The organism is Bacillus sp. TH17 (genome assembly GCF_016651125.1).
Taxonomy (GTDB): domain Bacteria; phylum Bacillota; class Bacilli; order Bacillales; family Bacillaceae_G; genus Bacillus_A; species Bacillus_A mycoides.
The window spans coordinates 1075109-1101189 of the sequence record NZ_JAEKEN010000001.1 but is presented as its reverse complement, the minus strand read 5'-3'; the positions used below and the strand labels follow the sequence as shown (position 1 = coordinate 1101189).

The 26081-nt window shown below is 34.7% G+C and carries 26 protein-coding genes, 1 pseudogene, 1 riboswitch and 1 other annotated feature; of the genes and pseudogenes, 11 read left to right on the top strand and 16 right to left on the bottom strand.

From position 1 onward, the window contains the following. The first annotated feature begins 102 nt into the window (after positions 1-102). The 3 genes from JFT95_RS05540 to JFT95_RS05530 all read left to right on the top strand — a co-directional run bounded on the left by JFT95_RS05540 (position 103) and on the right by JFT95_RS05530 (position 3428). The gene (locus JFT95_RS05540) at positions 103-1368 is read left to right on the top strand and encodes an ATP-binding protein (RefSeq protein ID WP_201051673.1); all 1266 of its coding nucleotides are present in this window, start codon (positions 103-105) and stop codon (positions 1366-1368) included. A gap of 248 nt (positions 1369-1616) precedes the next feature. Then, the gene (locus JFT95_RS05535; RefSeq protein WP_201051671.1) at positions 1617-2780 is read left to right on the top strand and encodes a Gly-Xaa-Xaa repeat protein; all 1164 of its coding nucleotides are present in this window, start codon (positions 1617-1619) and stop codon (positions 2778-2780) included. Positions 2781-2999: 219 nt separating this feature from the next. After that, positions 3000-3428 carry a hypothetical protein gene (locus tag JFT95_RS05530; protein WP_002141001.1) on the top strand — a complete coding sequence of 143 codons (429 nt, stop codon included), beginning with the start codon at positions 3000-3002 and terminating at the stop codon, positions 3426-3428. 178 nt (positions 3429-3606) lie between these two features. On the opposite strand, the gene JFT95_RS05525 is transcribed toward JFT95_RS05530, so the two are convergent. Then, a complete protein-coding gene (locus JFT95_RS05525) occupies positions 3607-5646 on the bottom strand; it encodes a transglycosylase domain-containing protein (protein WP_201051668.1) in 2040 nt (679 codons plus the stop codon). Between the two features lie 310 nt (positions 5647-5956). Here JFT95_RS05525 and JFT95_RS05520 point away from each other — a divergent pair, with 310 nt between their 5' ends. The 3 genes from JFT95_RS05520 to JFT95_RS05510 all read left to right on the top strand — a co-directional run bounded on the left by JFT95_RS05520 (position 5957) and on the right by JFT95_RS05510 (position 8505). Continuing rightward, positions 5957-6577: a DUF47 domain-containing protein gene (locus JFT95_RS05520; protein WP_000231445.1), complete on the top strand. Its 621-nt coding sequence runs from the start codon at positions 5957-5959 to the stop codon at positions 6575-6577. 11 nt (positions 6578-6588) lie between these two features. Then, complete coding sequence (locus JFT95_RS05515) at positions 6589-7587, top strand: inorganic phosphate transporter (protein WP_002126356.1); 999 nt, start codon at positions 6589-6591, stop codon at positions 7585-7587. A 117-nt stretch (positions 7588-7704) separates the two neighbouring features. Then, positions 7705-8505: a sulfite exporter TauE/SafE family protein gene (locus JFT95_RS05510; protein ID WP_002086690.1), complete on the top strand. Its 801-nt coding sequence runs from the start codon at positions 7705-7707 to the stop codon at positions 8503-8505. 293 nt (positions 8506-8798) lie between these two features. On the opposite strand, the gene JFT95_RS05505 is transcribed toward JFT95_RS05510, so the two are convergent. Further along, on the bottom strand, positions 8799-9026 hold the full coding sequence (locus JFT95_RS05505; protein ID WP_000883004.1) for a hypothetical protein: 228 nt from the start codon (positions 9024-9026) through the stop codon (positions 8799-8801). A gap of 170 nt (positions 9027-9196) precedes the next feature. Here JFT95_RS05505 and JFT95_RS05500 point away from each other — a divergent pair, with 170 nt between their 5' ends. After that, positions 9197-9709: a Crp/Fnr family transcriptional regulator gene (locus JFT95_RS05500; RefSeq protein WP_201051666.1), complete on the top strand. Its 513-nt coding sequence runs from the start codon at positions 9197-9199 to the stop codon at positions 9707-9709. Positions 9710-9738: 29 nt separating this feature from the next. Here JFT95_RS05500 and hmpA read toward each other — a convergent pair whose 3' ends face one another. The 3 genes from hmpA to JFT95_RS05485 all read right to left on the bottom strand — a co-directional run bounded on the left by hmpA (position 9739) and on the right by JFT95_RS05485 (position 12900). Beyond that, on the bottom strand, positions 9739-10947 hold the full coding sequence (hmpA, locus tag JFT95_RS05495; protein WP_002126349.1) for an NO-inducible flavohemoprotein: 1209 nt from the start codon (positions 10945-10947) through the stop codon (positions 9739-9741). Positions 10948-11169: 222 nt separating this feature from the next. Then, positions 11170-11688, bottom strand: a complete 519-nt coding sequence (locus tag JFT95_RS05490) for a hypothetical protein (protein WP_147740224.1) — start codon at positions 11686-11688, stop codon at positions 11170-11172. Positions 11689-11802: 114 nt separating this feature from the next. Further along, on the bottom strand, positions 11803-12900 hold the full coding sequence (locus JFT95_RS05485) for a site-2 protease family protein (protein ID WP_201051664.1): 1098 nt from the start codon (positions 12898-12900) through the stop codon (positions 11803-11805). A gap of 152 nt (positions 12901-13052) precedes the next feature. Here JFT95_RS05485 and JFT95_RS05480 point away from each other — a divergent pair, with 152 nt between their 5' ends. Next, positions 13053-13250: a hypothetical protein gene (locus JFT95_RS05480; protein ID WP_000776287.1), complete on the top strand. Its 198-nt coding sequence runs from the start codon at positions 13053-13055 to the stop codon at positions 13248-13250. A 183-nt stretch (positions 13251-13433) separates the two neighbouring features. On the opposite strand, the pseudogene JFT95_RS05475 reads toward JFT95_RS05480, so the two are convergent. After that, positions 13434-14284 (bottom strand): annotated as a pseudogene (locus tag JFT95_RS05475) (YhfM domain-containing protein). 108 nt (positions 14285-14392) lie between these two features. Between JFT95_RS05475 and JFT95_RS05470 the strand changes: the two are divergent. Further along, complete coding sequence (locus tag JFT95_RS05470) at positions 14393-15169, top strand: class I SAM-dependent methyltransferase (RefSeq protein ID WP_201051663.1); 777 nt, start codon at positions 14393-14395, stop codon at positions 15167-15169. A gap of 39 nt (positions 15170-15208) precedes the next feature. Here JFT95_RS05470 and JFT95_RS05465 read toward each other — a convergent pair whose 3' ends face one another. Then, a complete protein-coding gene (locus JFT95_RS05465) occupies positions 15209-15418 on the bottom strand; it encodes a hypothetical protein (RefSeq protein WP_000880630.1) in 210 nt (69 codons plus the stop codon). 262 nt (positions 15419-15680) lie between these two features. Beyond that, positions 15681-15939: a binding site (T-box leader), on the top strand. A 59-nt stretch (positions 15940-15998) separates the two neighbouring features. Here JFT95_RS05465 and brnQ3 point away from each other — a divergent pair. After that, positions 15999-17354, top strand: coding sequence for a branched-chain amino acid transport system II carrier protein BrnQ3 (brnQ3, locus tag JFT95_RS05460; RefSeq protein WP_002188946.1), 1356 nt, complete (start codon positions 15999-16001; stop codon positions 17352-17354). Between the two features lie 24 nt (positions 17355-17378). Here brnQ3 and JFT95_RS05455 read toward each other — a convergent pair whose 3' ends face one another. From JFT95_RS05455 to JFT95_RS05430, 6 genes are all read right to left on the bottom strand, one after another. Beyond that, complete coding sequence (locus JFT95_RS05455; protein WP_002126339.1) at positions 17379-17735, bottom strand: DUF3992 domain-containing protein; 357 nt, start codon at positions 17733-17735, stop codon at positions 17379-17381. 10 nt (positions 17736-17745) lie between these two features. Next, positions 17746-18378, bottom strand: a complete 633-nt coding sequence (locus JFT95_RS05450; RefSeq protein WP_000598709.1) for a response regulator — start codon at positions 18376-18378, stop codon at positions 17746-17748. Beyond that, positions 18375-19430, bottom strand: coding sequence for a sensor histidine kinase (locus JFT95_RS05445; RefSeq protein WP_002011673.1), 1056 nt, complete (start codon positions 19428-19430; stop codon positions 18375-18377). Before JFT95_RS05445 ends, JFT95_RS05450 begins: the two co-directional genes overlap by 4 nt. Next, positions 19430-20170 (bottom strand): cell wall-active antibiotics response protein LiaF, encoded by a 741-nt coding sequence (gene liaF / locus JFT95_RS05440; RefSeq protein WP_002126337.1) that lies wholly within the window; start codon positions 20168-20170, stop codon positions 19430-19432. The genes JFT95_RS05445 and liaF overlap by 1 nt, the downstream gene beginning before the upstream one ends. A 106-nt stretch (positions 20171-20276) precedes the next feature. Next, entirely contained in the window at positions 20277-20939 is a 663-nt protein-coding gene (locus JFT95_RS05435) for a PspA/IM30 family protein (RefSeq protein ID WP_002011675.1), read from the bottom strand. A gap of 44 nt (positions 20940-20983) precedes the next feature. Further along, on the bottom strand, positions 20984-21340 hold the full coding sequence (locus JFT95_RS05430; protein WP_002011676.1) for a lmo0954 family membrane protein: 357 nt from the start codon (positions 21338-21340) through the stop codon (positions 20984-20986). Positions 21341-21650: 310 nt separating this feature from the next. Here JFT95_RS05430 and JFT95_RS05425 point away from each other — a divergent pair, with 310 nt between their 5' ends. Continuing rightward, positions 21651-22073, top strand: a complete 423-nt coding sequence (locus JFT95_RS05425) for a GNAT family N-acetyltransferase (protein WP_201051660.1) — start codon at positions 21651-21653, stop codon at positions 22071-22073. Positions 22074-22141: 68 nt separating this feature from the next. On the opposite strand, the gene JFT95_RS05420 is transcribed toward JFT95_RS05425, so the two are convergent. The 3 genes from JFT95_RS05420 to gltP form a co-directional block, all read right to left on the bottom strand. Next, complete coding sequence (locus JFT95_RS05420; RefSeq protein ID WP_033709769.1) at positions 22142-23458, bottom strand: Na+/H+ antiporter NhaC family protein; 1317 nt, start codon at positions 23456-23458, stop codon at positions 22142-22144. Positions 23459-23552: 94 nt separating this feature from the next. Beyond that, positions 23553-23658: riboswitch (SAM riboswitch) on the bottom strand. Positions 23659-23778: 120 nt separating this feature from the next. Beyond that, positions 23779-24297, bottom strand: a complete 519-nt coding sequence (locus JFT95_RS05415; RefSeq protein ID WP_002030693.1) for a ribonuclease FAU-1 family protein — start codon at positions 24295-24297, stop codon at positions 23779-23781. A gap of 68 nt (positions 24298-24365) precedes the next feature. Continuing rightward, on the bottom strand, positions 24366-25640 hold the full coding sequence (gene gltP, locus JFT95_RS05410; RefSeq protein WP_002011680.1) for a glutamate/aspartate:proton symporter GltP: 1275 nt from the start codon (positions 25638-25640) through the stop codon (positions 24366-24368). Positions 25641-26081: the final 441 nt, after the last annotated feature.

Genomic DNA, 26081 nt, shown 5'->3' with positions numbered 1-26081 from the left:
TCAGCTAATCAATTTCATTAAGTAGCCCCTTCTTTAAGAGTATCCGTATAAAAATATGATATACTAAATGGAAGAATTTTTAAATTGAGGGGTTATTTATTTATGCTTCCAAACGATGATATTGTATCTCATGAAAAACGAATAGAAGAACTAGAAAATAAAGTGCGGTTATATGAAGAGCTTGTGAATCAATTACCACATCATTTCACATACAAGAATCCACATATTGGTTTACAAATAAAGAAAACGAGAACGACTCATTCCATTCAAAACATACAAAAAGAGAATAAAAAGGCTGATTTTCAACTTACTTGCGATTCATTATTTTTATTTGAACAACTTGAAACATGCTTTGTTCATATTTTTGATGCTTTTTCACATCATGTCACCTTTGTTGATAGTAAAGGAAATATAACTTTATGTAATCAAGCTGCAGCAGATGATTTTGGTGTAGTACGAAATGATATAATTGGAAAGCCAATTCAACAATTACTAAACTTGCCAGAAGAACAAATTAAAGCGATTGAAACATTAAGAACAGGAACAGAAATATATAATGAAGAAGTGTTAGACAAAAACTATGGTATTTTAAACAATCGAATTATTCGGGATTATAACGGAGAGATTTTTAGAGTTATTAGTGTCTTCCATTATTTAAACACAGAACGTGATGCAGAAAAATTTTCATTAGCAGGACGAATCGCAGCTGGGATTGCTCATGAAGTACGAAATCCCCTTACAACGGTACGTGGATACTTGCAATTTCTACAAGATAACGTTTCTCCATCCAATAAAGAATTGTTTAAAAGTCTACTCATTCCTGAACTAGATCGTGCAAATAGTATTATCACAAAATTTTTAGCCATTTCAAAAACGCGTGAATTTACTAGAGAACCTTTTCCCATCAATACGTTTTTACGCGAATATATTCAACAACTACTTGCTAGTGAAGTTTTTTTACACAACATTTCTATTGACTATGAATTTTCTACGGAATTAGATGGTGTACTTGTCAATATCGATCGTCATGAACTTGTGCAAGTTTTTTTAAATTTATTTCAAAATGCTATCGATGCTCGAGGCGAAAGACCTCTTTCCATTCAAATCTCTAGTTATCGCCTAGATAACTTTGTTCGGATTACTTTCACAGATAACGGAACTGGGGTTCCTCCAGCTATTCAAGAATATATCTTTGATCCATTCTTCTCAACAAAAGATTCAGGAACAGGACTGGGCTTGTCAGTAACGAAGAAAATTATTCAAAATCATAACGGTACATTAAAAATGTCTAGTAATCAAAACGGTACAACTTTCACTATTTCTATTCCAATTTTACCTAAAGCGAACTATGAACGAATTAATCATTAAAAAGGTTGGGCTGTTCCACGAACTGCACGCAAATTGTTAGATATAATCTAACAATTTGCGTGCAGTTTTTTTATTCTAACCTATTCTTTTTTAACTCATATAAATCTTTCTCTATCTCTTAATTGTTCTTTGTTTTCACAAGATAGGTAAACTTCTTATTTTTTAGAAATAGTAGTTTGTCCCTCACGAATTCAGTTTAGTTTTATTTAGTAACGACTATTTATTCTATAAAAGAAAGGAATGAACAAATGTCCAACAAAAATAAAGGGAAAGTGTTTTATGGTAATGATTGTTGCGAAGTAAGAGCTTGCAGTTATATTAATATCTCTAAGGCAGAACTAAAAGAGTATGCTAGACTTCTTCAAGCTCTTGGTCAAAGTATTCAAGCTGTATTTCAAAACCCTTCTCAAGATAACATCGATAAACTAATTGCTCTCCTCAATAATCTTCAAAAATTCCTCAGTTGCTTAGATTTATCACCTGCACAAGAAAAAATTGGTAGTTCTATTATTGCTAACTTATTAACTATCCTAAAGTCCTCACCTTTCTCATGCGGAGCATTGTACGTTGAACTACAAAGTTTGCTTAATTATTTATTGTATATTACTAAGTTATTCAAAATCGATTGCTGTACTATCGATAAACTAGTTAAGCTCATTACAGAAATTCAAGCTATCCTAGTTCAATATGGATCAGGTTGCCTTGGTGGAGGAACAATAGGACCTACTGGACCTCAAGGACCTCAAGGACCTCAAGGTATTCAAGGGACTCAGGGACCTGCTGGTGCTCAAGGTGCTACTGGACTTCAAGGACCACAAGGTATTCAAGGACCGGCTGGTGCTACTGGCGCTCAAGGTGCTCAAGGTGCTCAAGGTGCTCAAGGCGCTCAAGGCGCTCAAGGTGCTCAAGGCGCTCAAGGCGCTCAAGGGCCGGCTGGTGCTACTGGCGCTCAAGGTGCTCAAGGCGCTCAAGGGCCGGCTGGTGCTACTGGCGCTACTGGACCGTCGGGCACACCACTCCCTGTAACTATAGCAGCAATAGGAAATTCTAATCCACAAACTATATCACCTGGAACGAATATCCAATTTAATCAAGTTTTCGAACTAAATAATCTCATTTTTAATGACACTTCAGATACTTTAACTATTTTAGAAACAGGAGTATACGATATTAGTTTCTCAGCATCTACAACCTTCCCGGGTTCTTCACCATTTGGATTCGGTATTTCATTCAACGGTCAACCACCTACTCGTAATTTTTCAACTAACGTTATCGGTAGTGCGGTTTCTTTCTCCACAATTGTTACTTTAACAGCTGGTACAACAATCTCTGTACAACCTACAGTAAATACTATTTCCATCCCTAACACTGGTGACACAACAGCTACACTATCAGTCTTCCGAATTTACTAATTTTAGTTTTCATTTTATTTTTGAACGACCAAGAATGTTTGATTTATAGTAATTTGTATTATTTTGATTGTATGTTAAATCTTTCTTTTAATAAAAAGGAGCACTTATTTTGGAGGATAAGTGCTCCTTCTTTACGTTTCTTTACTTCAAATTTACTCTAGCTTAATCCTCTTTTTGTATGATGAATAGTGAAGACAAAGACATGAAAGAGGGATGACAATGCGAATTATATCACTGACACGTTTTTGGTTTGTTCTTATGGTATGCATAATTTTATGTATAGGGTTTCTTTTAACTCTAAACTATTCAAATGTTTCAAAAGCAGAAAGAAAAACAATTCCATACGAACTTCTGTATACAAAACAAAACAACATCCCGTATTCCTCTTCCACACAAAATGAAAAAAAAGTTATAAAAGGAATGCTTATTACAGAAGCTTCTAGTTATGAAAACCTACTTCAAATCGCTGAAACGATTACAGATCAATATAAAAATAAAGACGTTGATGAAATAACACTCTCTATCCATAATGAAAATACTGGAAATTTTGAAGAGGAATTGCCATATGAACCTATTAGTAAAGGAATAATAACCGTCACGTATGATTCTCAATCCTTCGGTAGGACCAATGTTACGCTAAATAAATAAACTGAAGCTTTAATCCGTGGCGCTTTTCCCATCCCCACGGATTATTAAGTTAAACCCATCAAATTTTTATAGGCAGCTCGATTCTCACCTAACTTCTTTTCTGTTGCCACATTTTGAACCGAGATAAAACCGCTCATTTCTCATAAAAAAGAGGCGAACTCGTTATTCGCCTCTTTTTTTACCAAAATGGAATCCACTCTTTCACTTTATCTATCCATTCATTTTGCTGTTCTTTTCTTTGTTGTTCCTCTTCTTTTCGTTTTTTCTCTTCTTCTTTTCTTCGTTTTTCTTCCTCAATCATTTTTAATTGCTTTGTATAATCCGCCTCAGGTATTAGTGATAACTGAAATGCCTTTTGAGCTGGATTTCCATTCGCTTTCTTCATAATATTCCGGAACATTGTCGTTGTAATTTGGCTGCCTCCTGGCACATAATGCTCACTATCCGTTTTATCATACCCTACCCAAATCGCACCTACTAAATCCGGTGTGTATCCAACAAACCACGAATCCTTCGCACCAGTGCTTGGTCCATTTACAAGCTGGGTAGTCCCTGTCTTGCCTGCGGTATCGATATTATTAACTTTCGCTTTTTCACCTGTTCCCCTTTCAATAACACCTTTTAATAAGTATGTCATCTTTTGGGCAACTTTCTCGTTCGTCACACGAGTTTCTTTCTTATACCATTTTCCAATTGTTTCCCCTTCAGCATTTTGGATTTCTCTAATGGCATGAGCTTCTACTTGGACACCATCATTTGCAAGTGCGCTATACGCTTGAGCCATTACAAATGGTGAAGTCCCTACATGCATACCTCCTAAAGCAATCGGATACGTATGGTCTTCAGGCTCTAATGGAATACCAAACCGCTCTAAAGATTTCAATCCTTTATCTAATCCAATTTTCTCTAATAGCCAAACTGCTGAAACATTATATGACTTTGCCACCGCTTCATACATCGTCACATTACCATGGAACGTATGATCACTATTTTGTGGTGCATATTCTTTAATATTAAACGGTTCATCTTTTAAGACATCGTATACTTCATATCCTTGTTCTAACGCTGGTACATACACTGCAAGAGGCTTTAACGTTGAACCTGGCTGTCTTTTTAATTGTGTTGCATGATTAAACTGTAAAAATTGATAAGGACCTCTGCCTCCAACTAAAGCCGGAACACCGCCAGTTTTTGGATTCATAAGGACCACTCCAGTTTGCATAAGCTGATCTGAGCCACTATCTTTAAAATAACTATCATTATTCACAACATCTTCAACCGCTTGTTGTTTTTTCGAGTCAAGTTCCGTATAAATACGATAGCCACCTGCTAAAATTTCATTTTGTGTTAATTCATACTTGTCCATCGCTTCTCTAACAATATAATCTACGTATTGAGAATATTTCCCCTTATATTTATCGTCAACACCACGTCGTAATACAAGACCTGATTCTTTCTCCTGATTATATTGTTCTTCAGAAATATATCCTTGCTCCTTCATTAAACCTAATACGACATTACGTCTTTCAATTGATTTATTAAAGTTTTTATACGGCGAATACGCAGATGGCGCTTTAATTAATCCTGCAATCGTTGCAGCTTCTGAAATCGTTAAGTCTTTTACTTCTTTATCAAAATAGGATTTAGCTGCTCTTTTTATCCCCCAAGCACCTTCACCAAAATAAATTTGATTCATATACATTTCAACAATTTCATCTTTCGTATAAGTACGTTCTATTTTTTTCGTTAGAAAATATTCCTTTATTTTACGCGAGAATGTACGGTCTTGCGTTAAAAATACATTTTTCGCAAGTTGTTGTGTAATTGTACTACCACCTGCCACAACTTCACCGGCTGTAATGTTCTTAAATACAGCACTTATAATTCCACTATAGTAAATACCATGATGACTAAAAAATTCCTTATCTTCTACTGCAACAATTGCTTGAACCATAATATCAGGAATATCTTTCCTTTTGACCCCTTCTGTTTTAGAAGAAGCTAATTTAGTCGCAACTTCATTATTTGCATCATAAATTAAAGTCGGTTGTGGAACAGCTTGTTTTAATTCAGATATATCTTGAATGGAAATTATTATATTTACAACAATAAATAGAGTAGCAAGTAAACTTCCCAATACAATTAATGAATTGCGTAGTTTCTTCCTCTTGTTGAACCACTCAAGCGTTTTTTTAAAGTGAGTGTTCTTCAATTTCATTGGTTCACTTCCTTCATTTGTTTACACTCTTTTTTTAAAAGGAAGAATATACCTCCTTTTAAATTTATTATAATAACGTAGTCGTTCCTATAGTGTAAAGCTTTTCTTTCACATTCATACTTTTTGCAAGAAAAGGACATTCTACAAGTAAGATATTCATTGTTGAGTATTAATATTATTAATACAACAATGAGAGTTTTGTTAAGTTTTTGTAAACTTTTCGATAAAATGTTTTAAAAAACGACAGTTTTTTGTTAGAATTGATTAGCCAATATATTTTACATATATTACTTTTGTGGGGGTAACAATAATGGTCTTTAAATCAAAAAAAGATAAATTTTCTGAAATGCTTATGAACGTTTCCGAAAATTTAAAAGAAGGCGCGCAGTTTTTCGTGGAGTATAAAATTAAAAATGCTAGCGATTTAAAAGAGTTTTCTATGCGCATGAAAGAGTATGAGTCAAAAGGTGACTCATTCATTCACGAAATCATTATGGAGCTAAACAAAGCGTTTATTACTCCTATTGAACGTGAAGACATCCTACAACTTGCAATGAGTATGGATGATGTATTAGACGGATTAGATCACAGTGCTGGTCTATTCGAAATGTATTCTATTACAGAAGCTGATGAATACATGATTAAATTCGTTGAAGCAATTAATCAATGTGCGATTGAGATTGCAAATTCTGTTGAACTACTTTCTAAAAAGAAATTAGTCGATATTCGTACAAATGCGATCAAGATTAAGGATTACGAGTCACAATGTGATGATATTCGCCGTCATGCGATTAAGCACTTATTCTCTCGTGAGAAAGATCCGATTAAGATTATTCAATTTAAAGAGATTTACGAAGAGCTTGAAGAAGTAGCTGATAGCTGTCAAAGCGTTGCAAACGTATTAGAAACAATCATTATGAAGAACGCGTAAGGAGTTTGATCATGGATACACTCTTGATACTGACCGTTTTAGTAGTCATTTGCGCTTTAGCTTTTGACTTTATCAATGGATTTCACGATACAGCAAACGCTATTGCAACGGCTGTTTCAACGAAAGCTCTAAAGCCTAGACATGCAATTGTTATGGCAGCTATTATGAACTTTTTAGGTGCGATGACATTTACAGGTGTAGCAAAAACGATTACAAAAGATATTGTTGACCCGTTTGCTTTGCAAAATGGTTCTCTTGTAATTTTAGCTGCTTTGCTTGCGGCAATAGTCTGGAATTTGATCACTTGGTACTATGGCATTCCAAGTAGTTCTTCGCATGCAATCATTGGCGCAATCGCTGGTGCAGCAATTGCTGCTGCTGGTATTAGCTCATTAAACTATAAAGGGTTTATAAAAATTCTTGAAGCTTTAATCATTTCACCGATCATCGCTTTTGTTATTGGTTACATCGTATATAGTATTTTTAAAGTGGTATTTAAAAACTTTAACTTAACGAAAACGAACAAAAACTTCCGTATATTCCAGATTTTCACCGCTGCATTGCAAGCTTATACGCACGGTACGAATGATGCACAAAAAGCAATGGGAATCATTACGATGGCTCTTATGGCCAATAACTATCATACTTCTGGCGATATCCCTTTCTGGGTACAATTATCTTGTGCAATCGCAATGGGTCTTGGTACTTCTGTCGGTGGTTGGAAAATTATTAAAACTGTCGGTGGACAAATTATGAAAATTCGTCCTGTAAATGGTGTAGCTGCCGATTTATCATCATCACTTGTTATTTTCGGCGCAACATTTATTCACTTACCGGTTAGTACGACGCACGTTATCTCTTCTTCTATTTTAGGAGTTGGTGCTTCACATCGCGTGAAAGGTGTAAAATGGGGAACTGCAAAACGCATGTTAATTACATGGGTTATTACACTTCCTATTTCAGCTTCTTTAGCTGCATTATTTTACTACTTATTACACTTAATCTTTTAATCAAAAGTCGTCTTCCTTATTTTTCTAGGAAGACGACTTTTTTGTGAACAAGCCTATTTCTTATTAAAAAGCGTGTATAATGATTGATGGATAAGTTATATAGAGGAGTTGGCAATTTTGGAATACATCATGTTACTTTTCATCGGATTAATCGCCGGGACAGTCGGGAGCCTAGTCGGACTTGGAGGCGGAATTATTATCGTTCCGTTATTAATTGGATTACACAGTTTATCACCACAACTCGCAGTAGGAACTTCTATGGTAACAGTCGTTTTTACAGGGCTGGCTTCTACCCTTACTTATATGAAACATAAACGGGTAGATTATAAAAGTGGACTTATTTTATTTATCGGGAGTGGCCCTGGTGGTATTATCGGATCATGGGCAAACAAATTTTTAAACCAAGATACATTTTCTTTATACTTTGGGATTTTTCTTATATTCGTCTCCATTCTTCTTATACTACGAGACAAATTGAAACCTCTTTCCCTATCAAATATGACTGTAATTAAGCGATCTTTTACAGATAACGAAGGAAATACTGTAGACTATCAATTCCCACCATTTCTCGCTATCTTTATTGCCTTTATAGTTGGATTTATATCCGGATTATTTGGAATCGGTGGTGGTGCCTTACTTGTGCCAGCGATGATGCTCCTTTTTGCGTTCCCAGCACACATTGCTGTAGCCACTTCAATGTTTATCGTATTTCTCTCAGCAATTGTAAGTTCTTTAACTCACATCTCTCTAGGAAATGTCAGCTGGGCTTATGCATTAATTCTTATTCCTGGTGCATGGATTGGCGGAAAAATCGGGGCTTATATTAACACAAAATTAAGCGGTAATGCAGTAATTAATTTATTACGTATCACATTAATTATTCTTGGAACTAGATTAATCATTACTTCATTTTTATAACGCGTTCTTTCTAGAATGCGTTTTTTCTTATACACATGAATATAAAAAGGCTCCTAGGAGAACAAATAAAACTAAACAAACACTTAATAGCATAAAATTTGAAATATGTAATTTCTTCAAGTAGATCACTCCTATAGCTATGACTGTTATCTTTATGATAGCGAAAAAACACTTATCTTACAGTTACAAAGAGCTAACAATGCAAAATCATTTATTACAAATTTTATCCTTATATTTCATTTCTTTGTATAATCTATCGATTCAATAAAAAAAGATGTCATATTGACATCTTTTTAGTGAAGAAGTGACCATCCCATAAAGTCTTCATGTACCTGGCACGCCCTCTTATCGTTTCGATCATATAATTCAGCATAACTATCTGTTTCTTCATCATAAGCCATCGTATAAATAATTTGGCCGTCTATTTCAACGGATAAAACGACTCCACCTTTCATCTCTTCCACATGAATGATAGCATTCGCCGGAATTCTCATATCCGTCATCTTCATCGCATCTAACAATATACTAAACCCCCTACAGCGTATTCATTGCTAGTACTATTACACACTAAATAGTATACTACTGTAATAGCATACATTTCGTCAATGAAATTGCTGTTTAAAAAGCATATTGTCTTTATACATATACGCTAAAATATAAGAAATAGAAATGTTTTAATGGGGGGCTAACATTGATTCTACATAAGGGAGATGTATTATTCCGTCAAGGTGAGGACGGTCCATTATATTTTATAAAAACAGGTTTATTAAAAGTTATTCGGTTAGAAGAAGACGGAACACCATTTTTATTTAATATTATCGTTCCTGGTGAAACGATACCTCACCATTCTTTAATTTCACCGAAGGAATATCACGGTACAGCTATCGCTTTAATGAAAACAGAAGTGGAGCCTATAATTAGCAATGAATGGTACGACAAACTTCAGGCAAATCCTGCATCATATGAAAATATCGCTATACAATTACAATCGAAGTTAAGAATGATGCAACAGCGTATCGATCAATTGACAACTGTCTCTCCTAAAGAGCGCCTTCATCGTTTACAAGAGTGGTTCACCTTATATTTAGATGACATCCCTATTTATGAAATATTAACACAAACTGAAATTGGTCAGCTCATAGGTGTACGCCGCGAAACAGTTAATCGCTTATTAAGAGAACAAGCAAAAAACGAGGTAAAATAATACCTCGTTTTTTGCTTGGCAACATTAATCTATTGTAAGCTTGCTGCGGGACCGAAAAATTCATAATGAATGTTCTCTTGTTTAACACCCAAATCAATTAATGCAGCATTTATATGCTTCATAAATGGTACTGGACCACAGAAATAAAATTCTGCTTCAGTCGTTGGAATAATAGTTTGTAACCATTCACGTTCAATGAATCCTTCTTGATCAAAATTCTTCATTTCCACATCTTGCTCTGTCGGTGAAGAATAGCAAGTATATGCTTTAACTTGTTCATACTCTTTTTCTACTGTCTCAACATGCTCTTTCATCGCATGTGTATTACTATTTATCGCTGCATGAACAAAGCATACATTACGCTTGGATTCTTGTTCAATTAACGTATTTAACATACTCATCATCGGTGTAATACCTACTCCACCACTAATTAGTACAACAGGTAATGTTGACTCCATATTTAATACGAAATCTCCCGCTGGTGCACTTACTGGTAAGACATCCCCTTCCCCTACATGATCATGTAAGTAATTAGATACTTTACCATCTGGTGTATCTACACCTTTTTCTTTCTTTACACTAATACGATAATATTCTTTTCCTGGAGCATCAGACAAGCTATATTGACGATTATGTGTATATGTCTCACCTTTAATATTTATTTGAATCGTTACATATTGTCCTGGGATGAATGAAGAAACTTTCCCGCCATCTTCAGGTTTTAAATAAAATGATGTAATAACGTCGCTTTCCTTCACTTTTTTAACAATCACAAAGTTGCGGAAATCTTTCCACCCACCTTCTTTATGTGCAGCTTCTTCATACATACCCGCTTCAATGCTAATGAATGCATCAGCAATGACGCCATACGCTTCTCCCCATGCATTTAAAACTTCATCAGGCGCGCCTGCGACCTCTTTAATCGCTCGTAGTAAGCATGTACCTACTATTGGATAATGCTCTGCTTTAATACCTAAACTTCTATGCTTATGACCGATTTGTTTTACAACTGGAATAATAGCTTCTAAATTATCAATGTACATTGCAGCTGCATAAACAGCATTTGCTAATGCTTGTTGTTGTCTTCCTTTTTTCTGGTTCGTATGGTTGAAAATATTCAATAACTCCGGATGTTCCGAAAATAAAATTTGATAAAATCTCGTTGTAATCTCAACGCCTTTTTCTTGTAATAACGGTACTGTTGACTTTACGATTTCAATTGTTTTTGCACTTAACATTGTATCCCACTCCTCTATTTCCTTAACTGTTTTTAGTTTAACTGAATTGTATAATACATATTGTGATTTTAATCACTATTAACATGGTGTTTTTGTGAAAAATATATGAACAATGCACATATTAAATAAATTTTAAATAGTGATGTGCTCCCATCCGCTACTAATTATTAGCCCCCATTAATTGTGCTCAAAAAAAAGCTAACTAGAATTCTAGCTAGCCTACTACTTTGTTTGTATTGCTTGTTCAATTACTCTTATATTCTGCCCATCTCCAAACTCTGTATACCCCCATATATTCGTTTCACCTTTATGTTTATTCACAAGTATATCCAAGTCATGATATACGCGATGAGCATAGATTACATACTCAATATTCTGAAGCTCCACACCTTTTTTTACAATTTCATAACTTCTATTCACATCGCGTTTTATTTTTTCATTTTTTATTTCTTTATGTATATTTTTTAAAGAGGCTTCTTGCTCTTGAAACCATTGTTTAAAATGTTTCCAATCCCCATCTGTATATTTCTCTGCCTTGCCATAATTCAAGAAATTATTATAACTTTCATGTGTCGTACGAACAAAATCGAGTGTCTTCTTCTTCTCTTGCACCTCTTCTATTTGTGCTACTGTATTTACTCCAGCAGACTTATTCGCATAATATAATAGTACTTTCATAAGACTATAGCTCGCTATTGCCATCACAGTAATAGTTACCAATACACTTAACAATTTCTTCATATACAGAACCCCTTTTCTACTATGAATATTACAATGTACTGTTACACTTGTAACATTCTCTCGTAGAAATGTAATTCCTGTTTAAATCCTCCTTTTCATTTCGACACTATTTTTCTACAAACTTCTCCTTGGTAAATGCTCTTGTAAAACAACATAACCTTCATAAGCTGTATAACCGAGTATAGCCATTAATCCGATATAACAAGCAAATACTGTCCATTTCGTTTTCGTATCGACTTTATAATAATTTTCTTGTTGTTCCTTTTCTGTTTCCCATTCATTTAATTTTCTTTCTGACATTTCAAATGCTTCTCTTATATGAATTGTATGCATTTCTTTTTCATCTTCATATGGGACATAATCAAGTGGCTCAAATTTTGGTAAAAGGTACTCTAGCACTTCAATCTTTTGAAGTTCTCCTGTTTTTAATTCTTTTTCACGTTCTCTTTGTCTTAATACATTCATTTCATGGTGAATTATATAAATCGTTCGATGCACCGCACCAGTTTCTTTTAATTCCTCTTCAAGCCTAGCAACATATCCTGTCATTCCATCGATTTTATATCCTAATTCCTTAATCGGCTCATCTCTCTTTATTACTCTATATAGTTCCATACAGCCGATAATAAAAATAAATCCTCCTAAAATACTCTTGAAGTAAATAGAATAGCCGAGTAGTAAAACTAGCCCTGCTCCCCAAATTTTCGTGCTTACAACTGAAATTATTCGTCCACCATCTAATGGAGAAACTGGAATTAAGTTAAAGAAATTAATCATACTTCCAAGTAAAATAACAAGCGCCCAAAACGGCTCTTTCGTGATTATATACAGTGGGATCGCAGGTAAAAATGAAAGCAATCCGAAAAGAGGTCCCATATATGCAATGTAAGCTTCATCTTTTGCATTTTTCGGCATCTCTTTCATCCCAATAAGAGCTCCCATAAATGGTATGAAGATTGCTGGCGATGTTGGTATCCCTTTCTTTCTCGCTGCCCATAAATGCCCCATCTCATGTACAAACAATAAATATACGAGTGCTACCCCAAACTTCCAACCATATATGACTGCGTATGCACCAAGCGATAAAAACATACTAAATACTGTTGAAAATTTTGCTAACTTAAAAATTGCAAATACCCATTTTAACTTAGATAGTAAAAATAACCCTATTGCAACTATAACTCCCCATAATCCTTTTTTATTATTTTTCATATTCCTCTCCTTTATCTCGCTTTATTGAGCCATATACACTCATCAAAACTTATTCTTTTTCTCTATTATGACATATTTTTTTCTATTGTTAGAAATAATGTTTATTCCATCCATTTTTAGCCAAAAATAAAAATAAAAGGAGGTAAATACAAATGAAATTACAATCTCTTATGATAGGCGCTCTATCGTTTTTAGCTTCAACTCTTATTTTTTATACCGTCAGCTACGTATTATTATTAGATTGGTTGCCAAATCACTTATTTATAGCCCTTATTATTCTTTCTGCTCTTATGATTTCCTTTCTAATTACACGAAAATCAATGAATGAGCCATCTGCAAAAGCAAAATAATAGAGGGGATCTTTCCCCTCTATTATCATTTCCTAGGAAAGGCCATATAGACTTTATGATTCTTACTGCCCGCTATTTACGGGCAGTAAGAATCCCACCTCAAAATTCGGCTGGAGCAAAGAATTTAGGTAGGAGTCGTGCTAATAATCAGCGGGGGATGCCCCCACTGATTAAAATTTCACTTTATCTTTGTAAATTCATTTTTTCACCATACTCTTTAACAATTTGAATAATGTTTTGAAATGCTCCTACTTTTTCTTTCTTACTATTTAATATTTGTAAATCGTGATTATCATAATAGGTTTCTAGTGATTTTAATTGTGATTCTGAAGCATCTTTTATCGGAACAGTAACATTCAACTCATACTGTTTATACCCTTCCTTTACTTTTTCAGCTGAAATTATTTCACTCTCTTTTGCGCCAATTAATTTTTGGACCTTTTCCGGGAAAATTAATTGCAAATAATATTCTTGTTCCTTTGCTAACTTATTATATAGTGATTGTGAAATCGTATAACGTACTGTATAATTCATTTTTTGATCACCTGCTTTAATATGAAACGCAGTAATCTGCATGTCTTTTTTGTTACTTCCGTTAAAGTACCTACCTGCATCTCATCTTCTTTTTGTTCTGGAATCTTTGGAAAGATAGCCAAAAGCTTTTCCGTATCTTTTTCGTTAAGCATATAGATATCTTTCTTATATTGAATCCATCCTCGGCGATCTTCTCCTCTTAACCATGCATAATATGTTTCTTTTTTTCCATCACTACTAATTTGTATTTCATATTCCGGTTCACCAAAACTACCCGTTACTTCTTGTTTTTCCGCTTTGTTTATAATATCCACCACCAACTCCGCATCCATTTTCTTTAAATTTTTTTCTTCTTTACCTTTTTGCATAACAGTTACTTGTAATGGTTCTCTCATTTCATTCACTGTCTCCTCTACTTGTTTCGGTTCTTTCTTTTGCTCGGATTGACCACACGACGCGAGTAAAATAACACATAAAAACATTAAATATTTCCCTTTCAAATCGATTCTCCTTTTCCAATAAGAAATTCTTATAACCCTCATGCATAAAACAAAAACGTTACATTATATAGAATGAGCTATACTATAAACTGAAGGGAGGATTTTACAATGTCCATTAATTTTCATGATGCAAATAATAAGTATACGTATGCAAATCGTAACGCACATATTTCATGGCAGGAAACAATAAACAATATTGTAGATGTGCAAAATAAACAAGTAATTGATATAGGTTGTGGTGGCGGCATTTATACGAAAGAACTTGCTCTTATAGGAGCCAAAAGTGTTGTTGGGCTTGATTTTTCAAAAGAAATATTACAAGCTGCAAAAGAAAATTGTAATGCCTTCCCAAACATTTCATTCATTCACGGTGATGCACATAATATCTCATTCCCTAATGAAACATTCGACCTTGTCATTTCTCGTGCAGTCATTCATCATTTGCATGATATTCCCACATTTATACGAGAGGCTTCTCGTATATTAAAAAAAAACGGTCTACTTATTTTACAAGACCGGACCATTGAAGATTGTATAATCCCAGGAAGTCCTGAACACCTTCGTGGATATTTTTTCTCGATCTTTCCAAAACTCATTGAAACAGAAGCGCAAAGAAGACCAAAAACCACTACTATACAGCAATTATTACAAACATATCCTCTTCAAGCGCTCCCCATTCAAACACAATGGGAAGTACGAAAAGTACATGATTCTGTAGAGGCTTTGCTACAAGATTTATCTCCTCGAACAGGCCGATCCATTCTATATGAACTAACAGATAATGAACTTTCTCAACTTCTACATCATATCCAAACGGCATTACAAAACGTCTCTCCTATCATCGAAAGAGATCGTTGGACAATTTGGAGCGCGAAAAAATTGTAAGGAAGGAAGCCTCACAAAATAATGTGAGGCTTCCTTCTTTCATAATCTAATTTTGCAACACTCTTGATATCCTCCACTCCTGGCCTGTGCACTTCCACACTTCGGACATACTAAATATCTAGACTGATTTGTCAACAAACTACCTTTTTGAAAGAGTAAAACTTCTGCTTGTTTAAACGAACGCGAATAATATAACCACATAAAACCAATTATAGCAATAATGCCAAATAATACTCCCATCGCAAGCATTTCAGTCACCTCTTTTGGTTTGTTCTTTCCAGCAAGTGGATTGTTGTATTATTCTCTGCAAATTCAAACAATTCCTCCCTTACTCCTATAAATATCGATTTTCTCCATAAACTTTACAATTCTCTATACTGTTTTACAGCATTTTTACAAATAGTATTAACCCTTATATTCTCAGCTATATTTCTACAGGAAAGTGTATTTCCCAAAAAATATGTTGACTTTCTAAAAAAAACATGTAAAAATGTTGTCAGAATACTTGAATAAAAATTCATTGACGAGAACGAGTATGTTATAGAGCTGTTCCCCAGAGAGTTGGTATTTTGCTGAAAGCCAACGCTCAGTTCGTAACCGAAAATCATCTCCGAGAAGTAGAACCGAATGCTAAAGTAAGTTCTTACCGGTCGTCCCCCGTTACAAGGAACACGTATCATGTTGTACGTTGTAAAGCCGTATACATATAGATATATTTCTACATGTATAAATTAGGGTGGTATCGCGGGTAAATATAACTCGTCCCTTTCTTAAGGGACGAGTTTTTTGTGTTCTTACAATGAATTTACAAAAAAGGAGAAAAAAAACAATGAACACTGTATCAAAAAAACATGTTTTTTTCACAGGTCTTATGCTGTTTTCTTTATTTTTTGGAGCAGGAAATTTAATTTTCCCTCCAATGCTTGGACAAAATGCTGGTGAAAACTTTTGGCCAGCAATGATTGGTTTTTTACTAACAGGAGTCGGCTTACCACTACTTACTGTTATCGCTATTTCTCTATCAGGAAATGGAATGCAACAACTTGCGAGTCATGTTCACCCATTATTCGGAATATTCTTTACGGTAGTTGTATACATTGCAATCGGTCCATCTATGGGCATCCCACGTGTTGCTAATGTCGCTTATGAAATGGGAATTAGTTCTTTCTTACCAGAAACTATTCGCTCTAGCAGCCTAACGCTATTTTTATACACAGTCATCTTCTTTGCTATCGTATTTTGGCTTAGTTTAAATCCTTCTAAACTCGTCGATCGTATCGGAAGCGTATTAACACCTATTTTATTACTCTCTATTTTCTTATTATTCTTTAAGAGTGTATTTTCACCACTTGGGCAATCAGGACCAGCAATGCAAGAGTATCAAACTTCTCCAGTTTTCAAAGGTTTTATGGAAGGATACTTAACGATGGATACCATTTCAGCGCTTGCATTTGGAATTATCGTTGTAAATGCAATTCGCTCAAAAGGTGTGAATGACCGCAAATCAATTGCCATCGCAACAACAAAAGCAGGACTTATTGCCGCTACTGGTCTCGTACTTGTATATGGTGCACTTGGCTGGCTCGGTACAACTAGTGTCTCTCTCGGGTACGCAACAAACGGCGGACAGCTACTTACCATTATCGTACAACAATTACTCGGTCCATATGGTCTAATTCTATTATCTCTTATCGTTACACTCGCTTGCTTAACAACATGTATTGGACTTGTATCTGCATGCAGTCAATACTTCTCAACATTATTAACAAAATTTTCATACACAACGTTAGCAAGTGTCATTTGCACATTAGGATTATTAGTTGCCAACTTAGGTTTAACAAAAATTATCGCAATCTCTGTTCCTATTTTACTTGTTGTATATCCAATTGCGATTGTACTCGTATTACTATCATTACTTCATAAATATTTCGGTGGATATCGTTCTGTTTATGTAGGTGCGTTAATTGGTTCTGCAGTTGTGAGCGTATTTGATGGATTAAAACAAGGGAATATTCCTGTTTCATCTATCACATCTTATTTCGAGTTTATTCCATTATATAATGAAGGAATTGGCTGGTTAGTACCAGCATTAGTTGGGGCTATTATCGGTTTTGCTATCGCAAAATTAAGTGGCGCCAAAGCAGTACCATTAACGGATCATTCACCTGAATCGAAAGTATCATAAAAAAACTCCCATTTCGGGAGTTTTTTACATTTGATAAGAAGTATGATTAAAGCTACTTACTTTATAAGCTTTCGTATAGTAATCAATATTCGTATCCACTGTTTCTACTTTTACAACATCATAGCAATCTTCTTGCTTCACTAGAAATAAATAATATTCTTCTGTCGCCTCAATAATTGCAATACGATCTGTTTCAATATCATATTGTTCACAAAGTGCTTGCAACGCATTCACATAGTTACCTAATTTTTTCGTTTCATCCATTCCAAATATCGTTTGAACTAACATACACTCTCTCCCCTTTGTATGTACTGTTAACACCTTAATGATAACGCTTACATAAATAACCGTCAATAAAAAGCTTTGACCATATATAGTCAAAGCTTCCTTCTCATTTCGTCAATTGGTGTCTAAACGCATAAATAACCGCCTGTGTCCGGTCACTTACATTTAGCTTATTTAATATATTACTCACATGTGTCTTTACTGTTTTAAGGGCAATAAACAACTCATCTGCAATCTCTTGATTACTTTTCCCCTCTGCAATTAATAACAAAATTTCAGACTCTCTTTCTGTTAACTCCTCATGCAAAGGTTGTTCTTTCTTCTGACGCATACGAGACATCATTTTGCCAGTAACTTTCGGCTCTAATACCGTTTCCCCATCATAAGTAGCTCTTACAGCATCTGCAATATCACTCGCTCTTGATGTTTTTAATAAATAACTTGTCGCCCCCGCCTCAATAACAGGATATAACTTTTCATCATCTAAAAAGCTCGTGACAACTACAATTTTCGCTTCTGGCCATTCTTGAATAATAGCACGTGTCGCTTCAACCCCATCCATCTCATCCATAACAAGGTCCATTAAAATAATATCCGGTCTTAATTGCAAAGCTAACTCTGAACCTTTTCTTCCATTTTCAGCTTCTCCAACTACTTCAATATCTGGCTGCGTTGATAAATATGCTGATACACCCATTCGAACCATTTCATGATCATCAACTAGTAATACTTTTATCATGATTCTCCCCCTCTCTCAATCATAATAGGTACTTTCACTTCTATTTGCGTACCTTTATTCGGAAAACTAAGAACTTTTAATGTACCACCAATTTCATGAACTCGCTCTTGCATTGACCTTAAACCGTATGAACCAGCCTTATTAACACCAACTTTAAACCCAACACCGTCATCAATAATTTTCAAAATCGCATATTGATCAATTTTCCGAAGGCGTACTTCGGTTTTCTTTGCCTTCGCATGCCGTAAAGTATTAGACAGCGCCTCTTGTACAATACGGAATAAATGATCCTCTACACCTTTTTTTAATTGAATCGGTTCAATTAACCATTCAATTTTCATATGTTGCTTTCTAGACAGTTCTGTTAATAATTCTTCTATACCCTCTGTTAGTTTCTTACCTTCTAACTGCACTGGGCGTAAATGAAGGAGCAATGCTCTCATTTCTGATTGTGCATTTACAACCATATTCTCAACAAGCTGCAACTGTTTTTTCGTCGTGTCTGGAATTTCAGCTGCTTGCTCATTAATGGCTGACATCATCATCGACATTGCAAAAAGCTGCTGACTTACAGAATCGTGCAGCTCTCTCGCTAATCGATGCCTTTCTTGAGAAATCGCTTCTTGTCTCATCTCTTCATTCCAATGGGCTCGTTCATTCGTTACTTTTTGAAATAGCCCAGCTTGCTCCTCTAAGCGACGAGCAAGACCAATTACTTTTCGTTCCACTTCATGAAATTCATCGTCCGCAGTAAATGAAACATCACTCGGAAAATTCCCTCGCTCTACTTCAAATAGAAAAGTATTTAATCCTTGTATACGCTGTTCTATATAATAACCGATTGCATATCCTACAATTCCTCCGATAAGAAGACTCGTACTCATAATAAACAAGCCAATTGGAACAGAAGCAATGGATTCTTTCCAGAGTAAATCATAAACTTGTTGCTCGCTTTTCCATACATATACAATTGTACAAATAAGTGCGATACTCACAGAGGACAACATAGAATAACGAATATACATCCACGAAATATTCCTTTGTTTTTTCATTATACTTTCCTCACTTCCGTATCGCCTACGACAAGCGAAGAAATAATTTTAATACGACGAGGGGCTTCTTTATACTGTTCTGTTCTAAACGTAACATTACGGTTAAATCCAGTTTCTTCGTGTCCTGGCAGGAGCACTCGCCCAACAATAACAGAATGATTTAAAGACAATTCAATATCATATGGTACATATAAGCGAATATTACCAATGACGCCCCGAATCACAATAACCGTTTCTCCCTCTGGAATCATAGCAGTTGTTAAATCAATCTCGACGTCACAAGCACCATATTGGACGTTAATATCCTCTATTTCATAAATATGATCCATCATTCGTACATTACCTACAAACATATTTTTTATATACGGTTCTGTACGATATATTTGTTTTTCTTCATTTATATATCCCTTTTCTTTAATTTCAACTTTCATTGCTTTTTGCCGATGTCCTTGTTGAATAAGTTGATAACCAATTAAAGCTAAACAAGCAAACACAACAAGTACGAATGCCGCTGATGAAAATAAGAAGAATAAGAAGACAATACCACCGACAAATAAAAATACATTCCCTCTTACATAACGGTTCTTCTTTCGATAATGTCTTCCAAACATAATCATAATAAATGCAAATATTAGACCACCTGGTTCAAAATGTCCAAGTATCATATCAAGAAAAAGACCGAATCCAAATATGATGAGGAGCATCCCCATAAATTGTGTTTTTGAAAATTGCTTCTTCATTTCAGCTCCCCCCTCCTTGTCACATATACATAGAAGAAAAGGCATTGCTTTCCAACACCTTTTCTCCTATCACTATATCATAAGCCTGTTTTATTATATACTACAATTATTTTGTTACTTCTTTCGTTAACGATACTTCATTTTTCTCTTTCATTTCACTCTCTAGTTTTGCAATTTTCATATCAAATGTATCACGCTCATGCTCTTCATTTATACGAAGCTCTATGTCACGAATGTGATCTTCAATTTCTTCGAATCGTAAGAACGGATTATTTTCATCCATTTTATGCATAGCAGTATTCATACGGCGGTTTGCATGCGCCATATTTTCACGGGCCATTAATTCCATACGCTTTGCGTTCATTTCTTTTAATTTATTTTTCATTTCTGAAAGACGACGCTCTAACTCATCAATTTGCTCTACAACACCAGCATACATTTCTTCTAAGCGAGTTACTTGCCCTTCATAATACGCTACTTCTTCTAATGCACGTTCATGCAATTGCAATTCGCCTGCTTCTTGTGCGATGATAGCTTGCTTTGATCTTTTATTAACGAAATAACGTGCTTGCTCAAGCTCACGAGCGAAGTTAGATTTTAATGTTTTATGACGTTGAATTAACTTCTCAATTTTTGTTATTTCACGCTCACTATCGCGTAAATATTGGTTTAACATAGCAATTGGATTTTTTCTTTCTTTCTCATCTAACACATTATGAAAATCAGCTAAAATTGCATCGCGTACACGTCCGAATAAAGATTGTTTCATTATAATCTTCCTCTCTTCTACTTTATAATTTGATTTATTTTATATTAGTTTTTCATTAACTTGTTCCACTCATCTTCAAAGTTGCTATATGGTTTAGCACTTTCTGGAGCAGAATCAACAACTACATTTTTTCCTTTTTTCCACTCACGGTATCCGTAGTATAAAACTACTAATGCTGCGATACCGATTAATGCTGGGGAATGAGAAAGTGCAATGGACAAACCGATTAAACCAACAATACCCCAAGCTAACTTTCCAAAAAATGATTTAGCTCGCACAAATGATTTATAGCTCCAGTACACAACTCCTGCTCCAATGGCGAATCCTACAATACCAGCAAGACTACCAAGAGCAATTAAAGCCAAAATACCGGCTGCGATAAACGCTAGAAATTGTTTCATCTTGTGCTTGCCTCCCTTCGATTTGATACTCTTATCTTAACTATTTTTTCATTTTTTCATAACGAGCTTAAGAACTGTTTTCGACTCAGACTTAAGACCGAGTTGAATTCAGCCTTTTGCAAAACGAACATGTATACGATGCGTATAGATACAGAAAAATTCTTATTCAATAACGGATGAAAATCTCAACTTGCGCGTCCAAAAAATTAGTAATACATACAAACGTTTATTAAATTACATTAAATATATTATTAAGAAAATTATGTTAAAATAAATCAGAAGGCTACATTTAAATTAAAGGGGATATATCATGAATTTACACATTACGAAAGAAATCAATACCGCCGCTAAAAACTGTATAAACAATCAGCTTTATGAATATAATTTAAAGCACTTTCCATCTGATTTAAGAGACAGATACTTAGAGATTCATTTATTTCTTAAGGATGAAAATGGTAAAATATGCGGGGGAATATTAGGTGAAGTCTGTTGGAATTGGTTAGAGATTCACTCTTTTATCATCGATGAAGATATACGTGCATTAGGGTATGGAACTAAACTGTTATTAGAAGTAGAAAAAATCGCTTTAGAAAGAAATTGTGATTTTATAAAAGTTGACACTTTAAGCTTTCAAGCATTAGATTTCTATAAAAAATATGGTTATAAAGAGTATGGTATCCTCGATAACGTAGGAAGAGATTATAAACACTACTATTTGAAAAAGGATTTATAAATAATAAAAAACGCTCAGAGAATGTTCTCCGAGCGTTTTCAACTGCTAATAATAAATGTCTCTTTATGTTATGCAGTTTTATGATACTCTTTTTTTTCCGCCACTTTAGAAAATCTCGGGAAACCAATTAATATAGAAATGATTCCACATACTCCAACTAAAATTGGATAAAATGCATATGGTAACAATTCGACCGGAGATAACGCAGCAAATCCTGCCGCTGTTAACATTTGAGCACCATATGGGATTAACCCCTGTACACAGCAAGAGAAAAGATCCAGTACACTCGCTGATTTACGGGGATCAATTTCATACTGATCCGCAATATTTTTCGCAAGCGGACCTGTAAAAATGATAGAAATTGTATTATTTGCTGTACACATATTCGTCATACTCACTAAACCAGCAATACCAAACTCTGCTCCTTTTTTCGAACGAATATTACGTGTTAAAAGATTCATTAAATATTGAATGCCACCATTATATTGGATAAGTTCAACCATACCACCGATTAATATAGCAAGTAGTACTAGCTCCATCATACCGCCCATTCCAGTCGTTACACTTTTAAAGAAACTCTCTAACGTGTAACTTCCATCTATAAGGCCGATAGCACCTGATAATATTGTTCCACCAGTTAACACAATAAGTACATTCCAGCCAAGTAGTGCTGTAATAAGTACTCCTGCATACGGTAAAATCTTTATCCAGTCAAAACTATGGGCTTTAACTTGTGTATCACTTCCTAAAGTAATTATTACTAATAGTACAATTGTAATAATAGCGGCTGGTAATACAATTAAAAAGTTCGTTTTAAACTTATCTTTCATTTCTGTTCCTTGTGAACGAACAGCAGCAATTGTCGTATCTGAAATAAATGATAAATTATCACCAAACATCGCTCCGCCCACAACAGTAGCCATCGCAAGTGCTATTGAGATATCAGTTTGCCCACTAATACCTACAGCAATCGGTGCTAGTGCTGCAATTGTTCCCATTGAAGTTCCCATCGCTAATGAAATAAATGCCCCTATAACAAAAATTCCAGCAACGATAAATCCTGGTGGCAAAATAGATAACGCTAAGTTAACAGTGGAATCAACTCCGCCCATTCCTTTTGCTGTTTCAGAAAACGCCCCTGCAAGTACAAAAATTAATACCATAATCATAATATCAGGGTTTCCTGCACCTTTAGCAAATCGTTCTACTTTCACATTAAAGCTTTCCTTACGATTCATCACTAAAGCAATTCCTACGGCAATTGAAATTGCTACAAGTATCGGCAATTTATAGAAATCACCTGTAATAATTCCAGAACCAATAAATAGCGCCAAAAATATTCCAAGTGGTAATAACGCTAAACCATTTCCTCTCGTTTCTTTCAAAGTATCATCTCTCCCTAGTTTTCAACCTTTTCTAATGAACAACAAAAGACCTCTTCCGATGAGAAGAGGTCTTATACATCTATAAGAAACACTCTTCTCATCTTTCAAGCACATGCTTGCTGGATTTGGCACAGCACTCTGAAATCGAGTCCGCTGCCGAGGCATCGTAGGGCCAGTCCCTCCGCCTCTCTTTATAAGAAGGTTTCATATTTATTTTTTAATAATAATTTCTTTCCTAACTTTACTCGCTTACAAAACAAAAGTCAATTATTTTTTGTATAGATTTTTTTGGTAATTATACAAAAATATGAATAAACCAATCATTTTAACTTTTCGATTTCTTTATCCAATATTGAGATCCAATAAAATTTTCTATTTTTTATCGTCGCGATAATCCATTTTGTTGTATTCCATGCTAACTCATATTCTTCTTTTGTAACATCACCAATTTTATAGGCATCCTCTAACTCGTCTTCATCCAGTACATAGATCTCACCGTTCGGTAACAATACTACATCTAAATATAAATCATCAAAATAAGGTAAACCACGCTCGTCTATTTTATATTCTTTCGTCACGTCGATATAATATTGTACTAATTGTTTTTGATTGTCTAACATAGCTGTAATTGCAAAGTTTTCCCCGTTTATAAAATATTGCATCCATGTATACCCATCACCTGCAATGCAAAGCTGTTTACCATTGTATTCTTTATAACTAGGTTCTCTCACTTTTTTTATGTCCAGTATTCCTAACATTCCATCCTCTACTTGCTTAACCCTATAATCCTTCTCTATTAGTCGCTTCCACGAAGAACCGTCACCATATTTACGTTTCATTACGTCCGCTCCTCTTCTATATATAGAAAAGCCCCCACATATTATGTGAGAGCTTGTTCATATTATAATTAAGCTGCTTGACCCTTTTCAGATATCTCTTTTAAATAGGCTTGTCCTTTTTCAGCGTCATATTGACCTTCCCACTTAGACATAACTACAGCCGCTAAAGAGTTACCTACAACGTTAACTGCTGTACGAGCCATATCAAGAATACGGTCAATACCTGCAATAAACGCTAAACCTTCAGCTGGAATACCTACTGTACCAAGTGTTGCTAATAATACAACGAATGATACGCCCGGTACACCCGCGATACCTTTTGATGTAACCATTAATACAAGTAATAACGTAATTTGTTGTGTAATGGATAATTCAATACCGTACATTTGCGCTAAGAAAATTGCCGCAATTGCTTGATATAAAGTTGATCCATCTAAGTTAAATGAATAACCTGTTGGAATAACGAAAGATGTAATTGCTTTCGGACAACCGAATTTCTCCATTTTCTCCATAATTTTCGGTAAAACCGTTTCTGAACTTGCTGTAGAATACGCTAAGATCAGCTCGTCTTTTAAAATCTTAAAGAATTGGAAAATGTTTATTCCAAATATTTTCGCTGTAAGTCCTAATACAACTACAACGAAGAAGATCATTGCTCCGTATACTACAATGAGTAATTTCCCTAATGGAATTAATGAAGCTAATCCGAATGTAGAAACTGTAACACCAATTAATGCGAATACACCAAATGGTGCAAACTTCATAACTTGGTTCGTTACATAAAACATTGCATCTGCTACACCTTGGAAAAATTGTAGAACTGGTTTACCACGCTCACCAATTGCTGCTACACCTAAACCAAATAATACCGAGAAGAAGATAATAGCAAGCATATCACCTTCAGCTAATGATTTCATAATGTTCGTCGGAACAATATTTACAAACGTATCCGCGAACGAATGACTTTGTACTTGCTCTGTCGTATGTGTATATTTAGAAATATCTGTTTTTGTTAACTTATCCATATCAACGCCTTTTCCAGGTTGGAAAATGTTTGCTATTAATAAACCAACAACAATTGCAAGTGTTGTAATAATTTCAAAGTAAATAATTGTTTTTCCGCCTAGTCGACCTAACTTTTTAATATCGCCAACACCAGCAACCCCAACAACAATACTCGCTACAACAATCGGTACAACAATCATCTTAATTAATCGGATGAAAATATCACCAATTGGTTGTAAGTACTTCACCACTTCCTGATTGCCAAAGAAAATCGCCCCAACTGTAATACCAAGCGCAAGTCCTATTAAAATTTGCCATGCAAGTCCTATTCTTTTCATACTTGTGGTAACCCCCTCTTCGATGTGTCACTCTATCTCTCATTCTATCTCTATAAAACTTGAAATTAAGAGTATTACATATTATTCGACAATTCACTACATTTTGTCCCTGTTGAAAATCATAAATCAAAATTTAAAATCTGACAACAAAATAAGTTTGCACGAATGCAAATAATTTTCTTGACAAAAACAAACTCCATGTCAGAAAACCTCACATGAAATCGATTCCTTACTAGTGATTGATAGGTTTTTAAAATACTGTTTCATTATGGAAAACTCCATCATTTCCCATGTTTTTTTTAAAAATATAGAAATTGATATCTTTTTCTATACATTCAAGCATTTTAACTTTATGACAAACACTACGAAAAGATACTAAATTCCGACAAAACTTAGCAAAATTATAAAATTTTCTTTACATTATGATTACAACGATAGACA

What these genes read in the sequence shown, in the direction of transcription:
- JFT95_RS05540 (WP_201051673.1), top strand. Translation starts at nt 103, where the DNA reads ATGCTTCCAAACGATGATATTGTATCTCATGAAAAACGAATAGAAGAA.
- JFT95_RS05535 (WP_201051671.1), top strand. Translation starts at nt 1,617, where the DNA reads ATGTCCAACAAAAATAAAGGGAAAGTGTTTTATGGTAATGATTGTTGC.
- JFT95_RS05530 (WP_002141001.1), top strand. Translation starts at nt 3,000, where the DNA reads ATGCGAATTATATCACTGACACGTTTTTGGTTTGTTCTTATGGTATGC.
- JFT95_RS05525 (WP_201051668.1), bottom strand. Translation starts at nt 5,646, where the DNA reads ATGAAATTGAAGAACACTCACTTTAAAAAAACGCTTGAGTGGTTCAAC.
- JFT95_RS05520 (WP_000231445.1), top strand. Translation starts at nt 5,957, where the DNA reads ATGGTCTTTAAATCAAAAAAAGATAAATTTTCTGAAATGCTTATGAAC.
- JFT95_RS05515 (WP_002126356.1), top strand. Translation starts at nt 6,589, where the DNA reads ATGGATACACTCTTGATACTGACCGTTTTAGTAGTCATTTGCGCTTTA.
- hmpA (WP_002126349.1), bottom strand. Translation starts at nt 10,947, where the DNA reads ATGTTAAGTGCAAAAACAATTGAAATCGTAAAGTCAACAGTACCGTTA.
- JFT95_RS05490 (WP_147740224.1), bottom strand. Translation starts at nt 11,688, where the DNA reads ATGAAGAAATTGTTAAGTGTATTGGTAACTATTACTGTGATGGCAATA.
- JFT95_RS05485 (WP_201051664.1), bottom strand. Translation starts at nt 12,900, where the DNA reads ATGAAAAATAATAAAAAAGGATTATGGGGAGTTATAGTTGCAATAGGG.
- JFT95_RS05480 (WP_000776287.1), top strand. Translation starts at nt 13,053, where the DNA reads ATGAAATTACAATCTCTTATGATAGGCGCTCTATCGTTTTTAGCTTCA.
- JFT95_RS05470 (WP_201051663.1), top strand. Translation starts at nt 14,393, where the DNA reads ATGTCCATTAATTTTCATGATGCAAATAATAAGTATACGTATGCAAAT.
- JFT95_RS05465 (WP_000880630.1), bottom strand. Translation starts at nt 15,418, where the DNA reads ATGCTTGCGATGGGAGTATTATTTGGCATTATTGCTATAATTGGTTTT.
- brnQ3 (WP_002188946.1), top strand. Translation starts at nt 15,999, where the DNA reads ATGAACACTGTATCAAAAAAACATGTTTTTTTCACAGGTCTTATGCTG.
- JFT95_RS05450 (WP_000598709.1), bottom strand. Translation starts at nt 18,378, where the DNA reads ATGATAAAAGTATTACTAGTTGATGATCATGAAATGGTTCGAATGGGT.
- JFT95_RS05445 (WP_002011673.1), bottom strand. Translation starts at nt 19,430, where the DNA reads ATGAAAAAACAAAGGAATATTTCGTGGATGTATATTCGTTATTCTATG.
- liaF (WP_002126337.1), bottom strand. Translation starts at nt 20,170, where the DNA reads ATGAAGAAGCAATTTTCAAAAACACAATTTATGGGGATGCTCCTCATC.
- JFT95_RS05435 (WP_002011675.1), bottom strand. Translation starts at nt 20,939, where the DNA reads ATGAAACAATCTTTATTCGGACGTGTACGCGATGCAATTTTAGCTGAT.
- JFT95_RS05430 (WP_002011676.1), bottom strand. Translation starts at nt 21,340, where the DNA reads ATGAAACAATTTCTAGCGTTTATCGCAGCCGGTATTTTGGCTTTAATT.
- JFT95_RS05425 (WP_201051660.1), top strand. Translation starts at nt 21,651, where the DNA reads ATGAATTTACACATTACGAAAGAAATCAATACCGCCGCTAAAAACTGT.
- JFT95_RS05415 (WP_002030693.1), bottom strand. Translation starts at nt 24,297, where the DNA reads ATGAAACGTAAATATGGTGACGGTTCTTCGTGGAAGCGACTAATAGAG.
- gltP (WP_002011680.1), bottom strand. Translation starts at nt 25,640, where the DNA reads ATGAAAAGAATAGGACTTGCATGGCAAATTTTAATAGGACTTGCGCTT.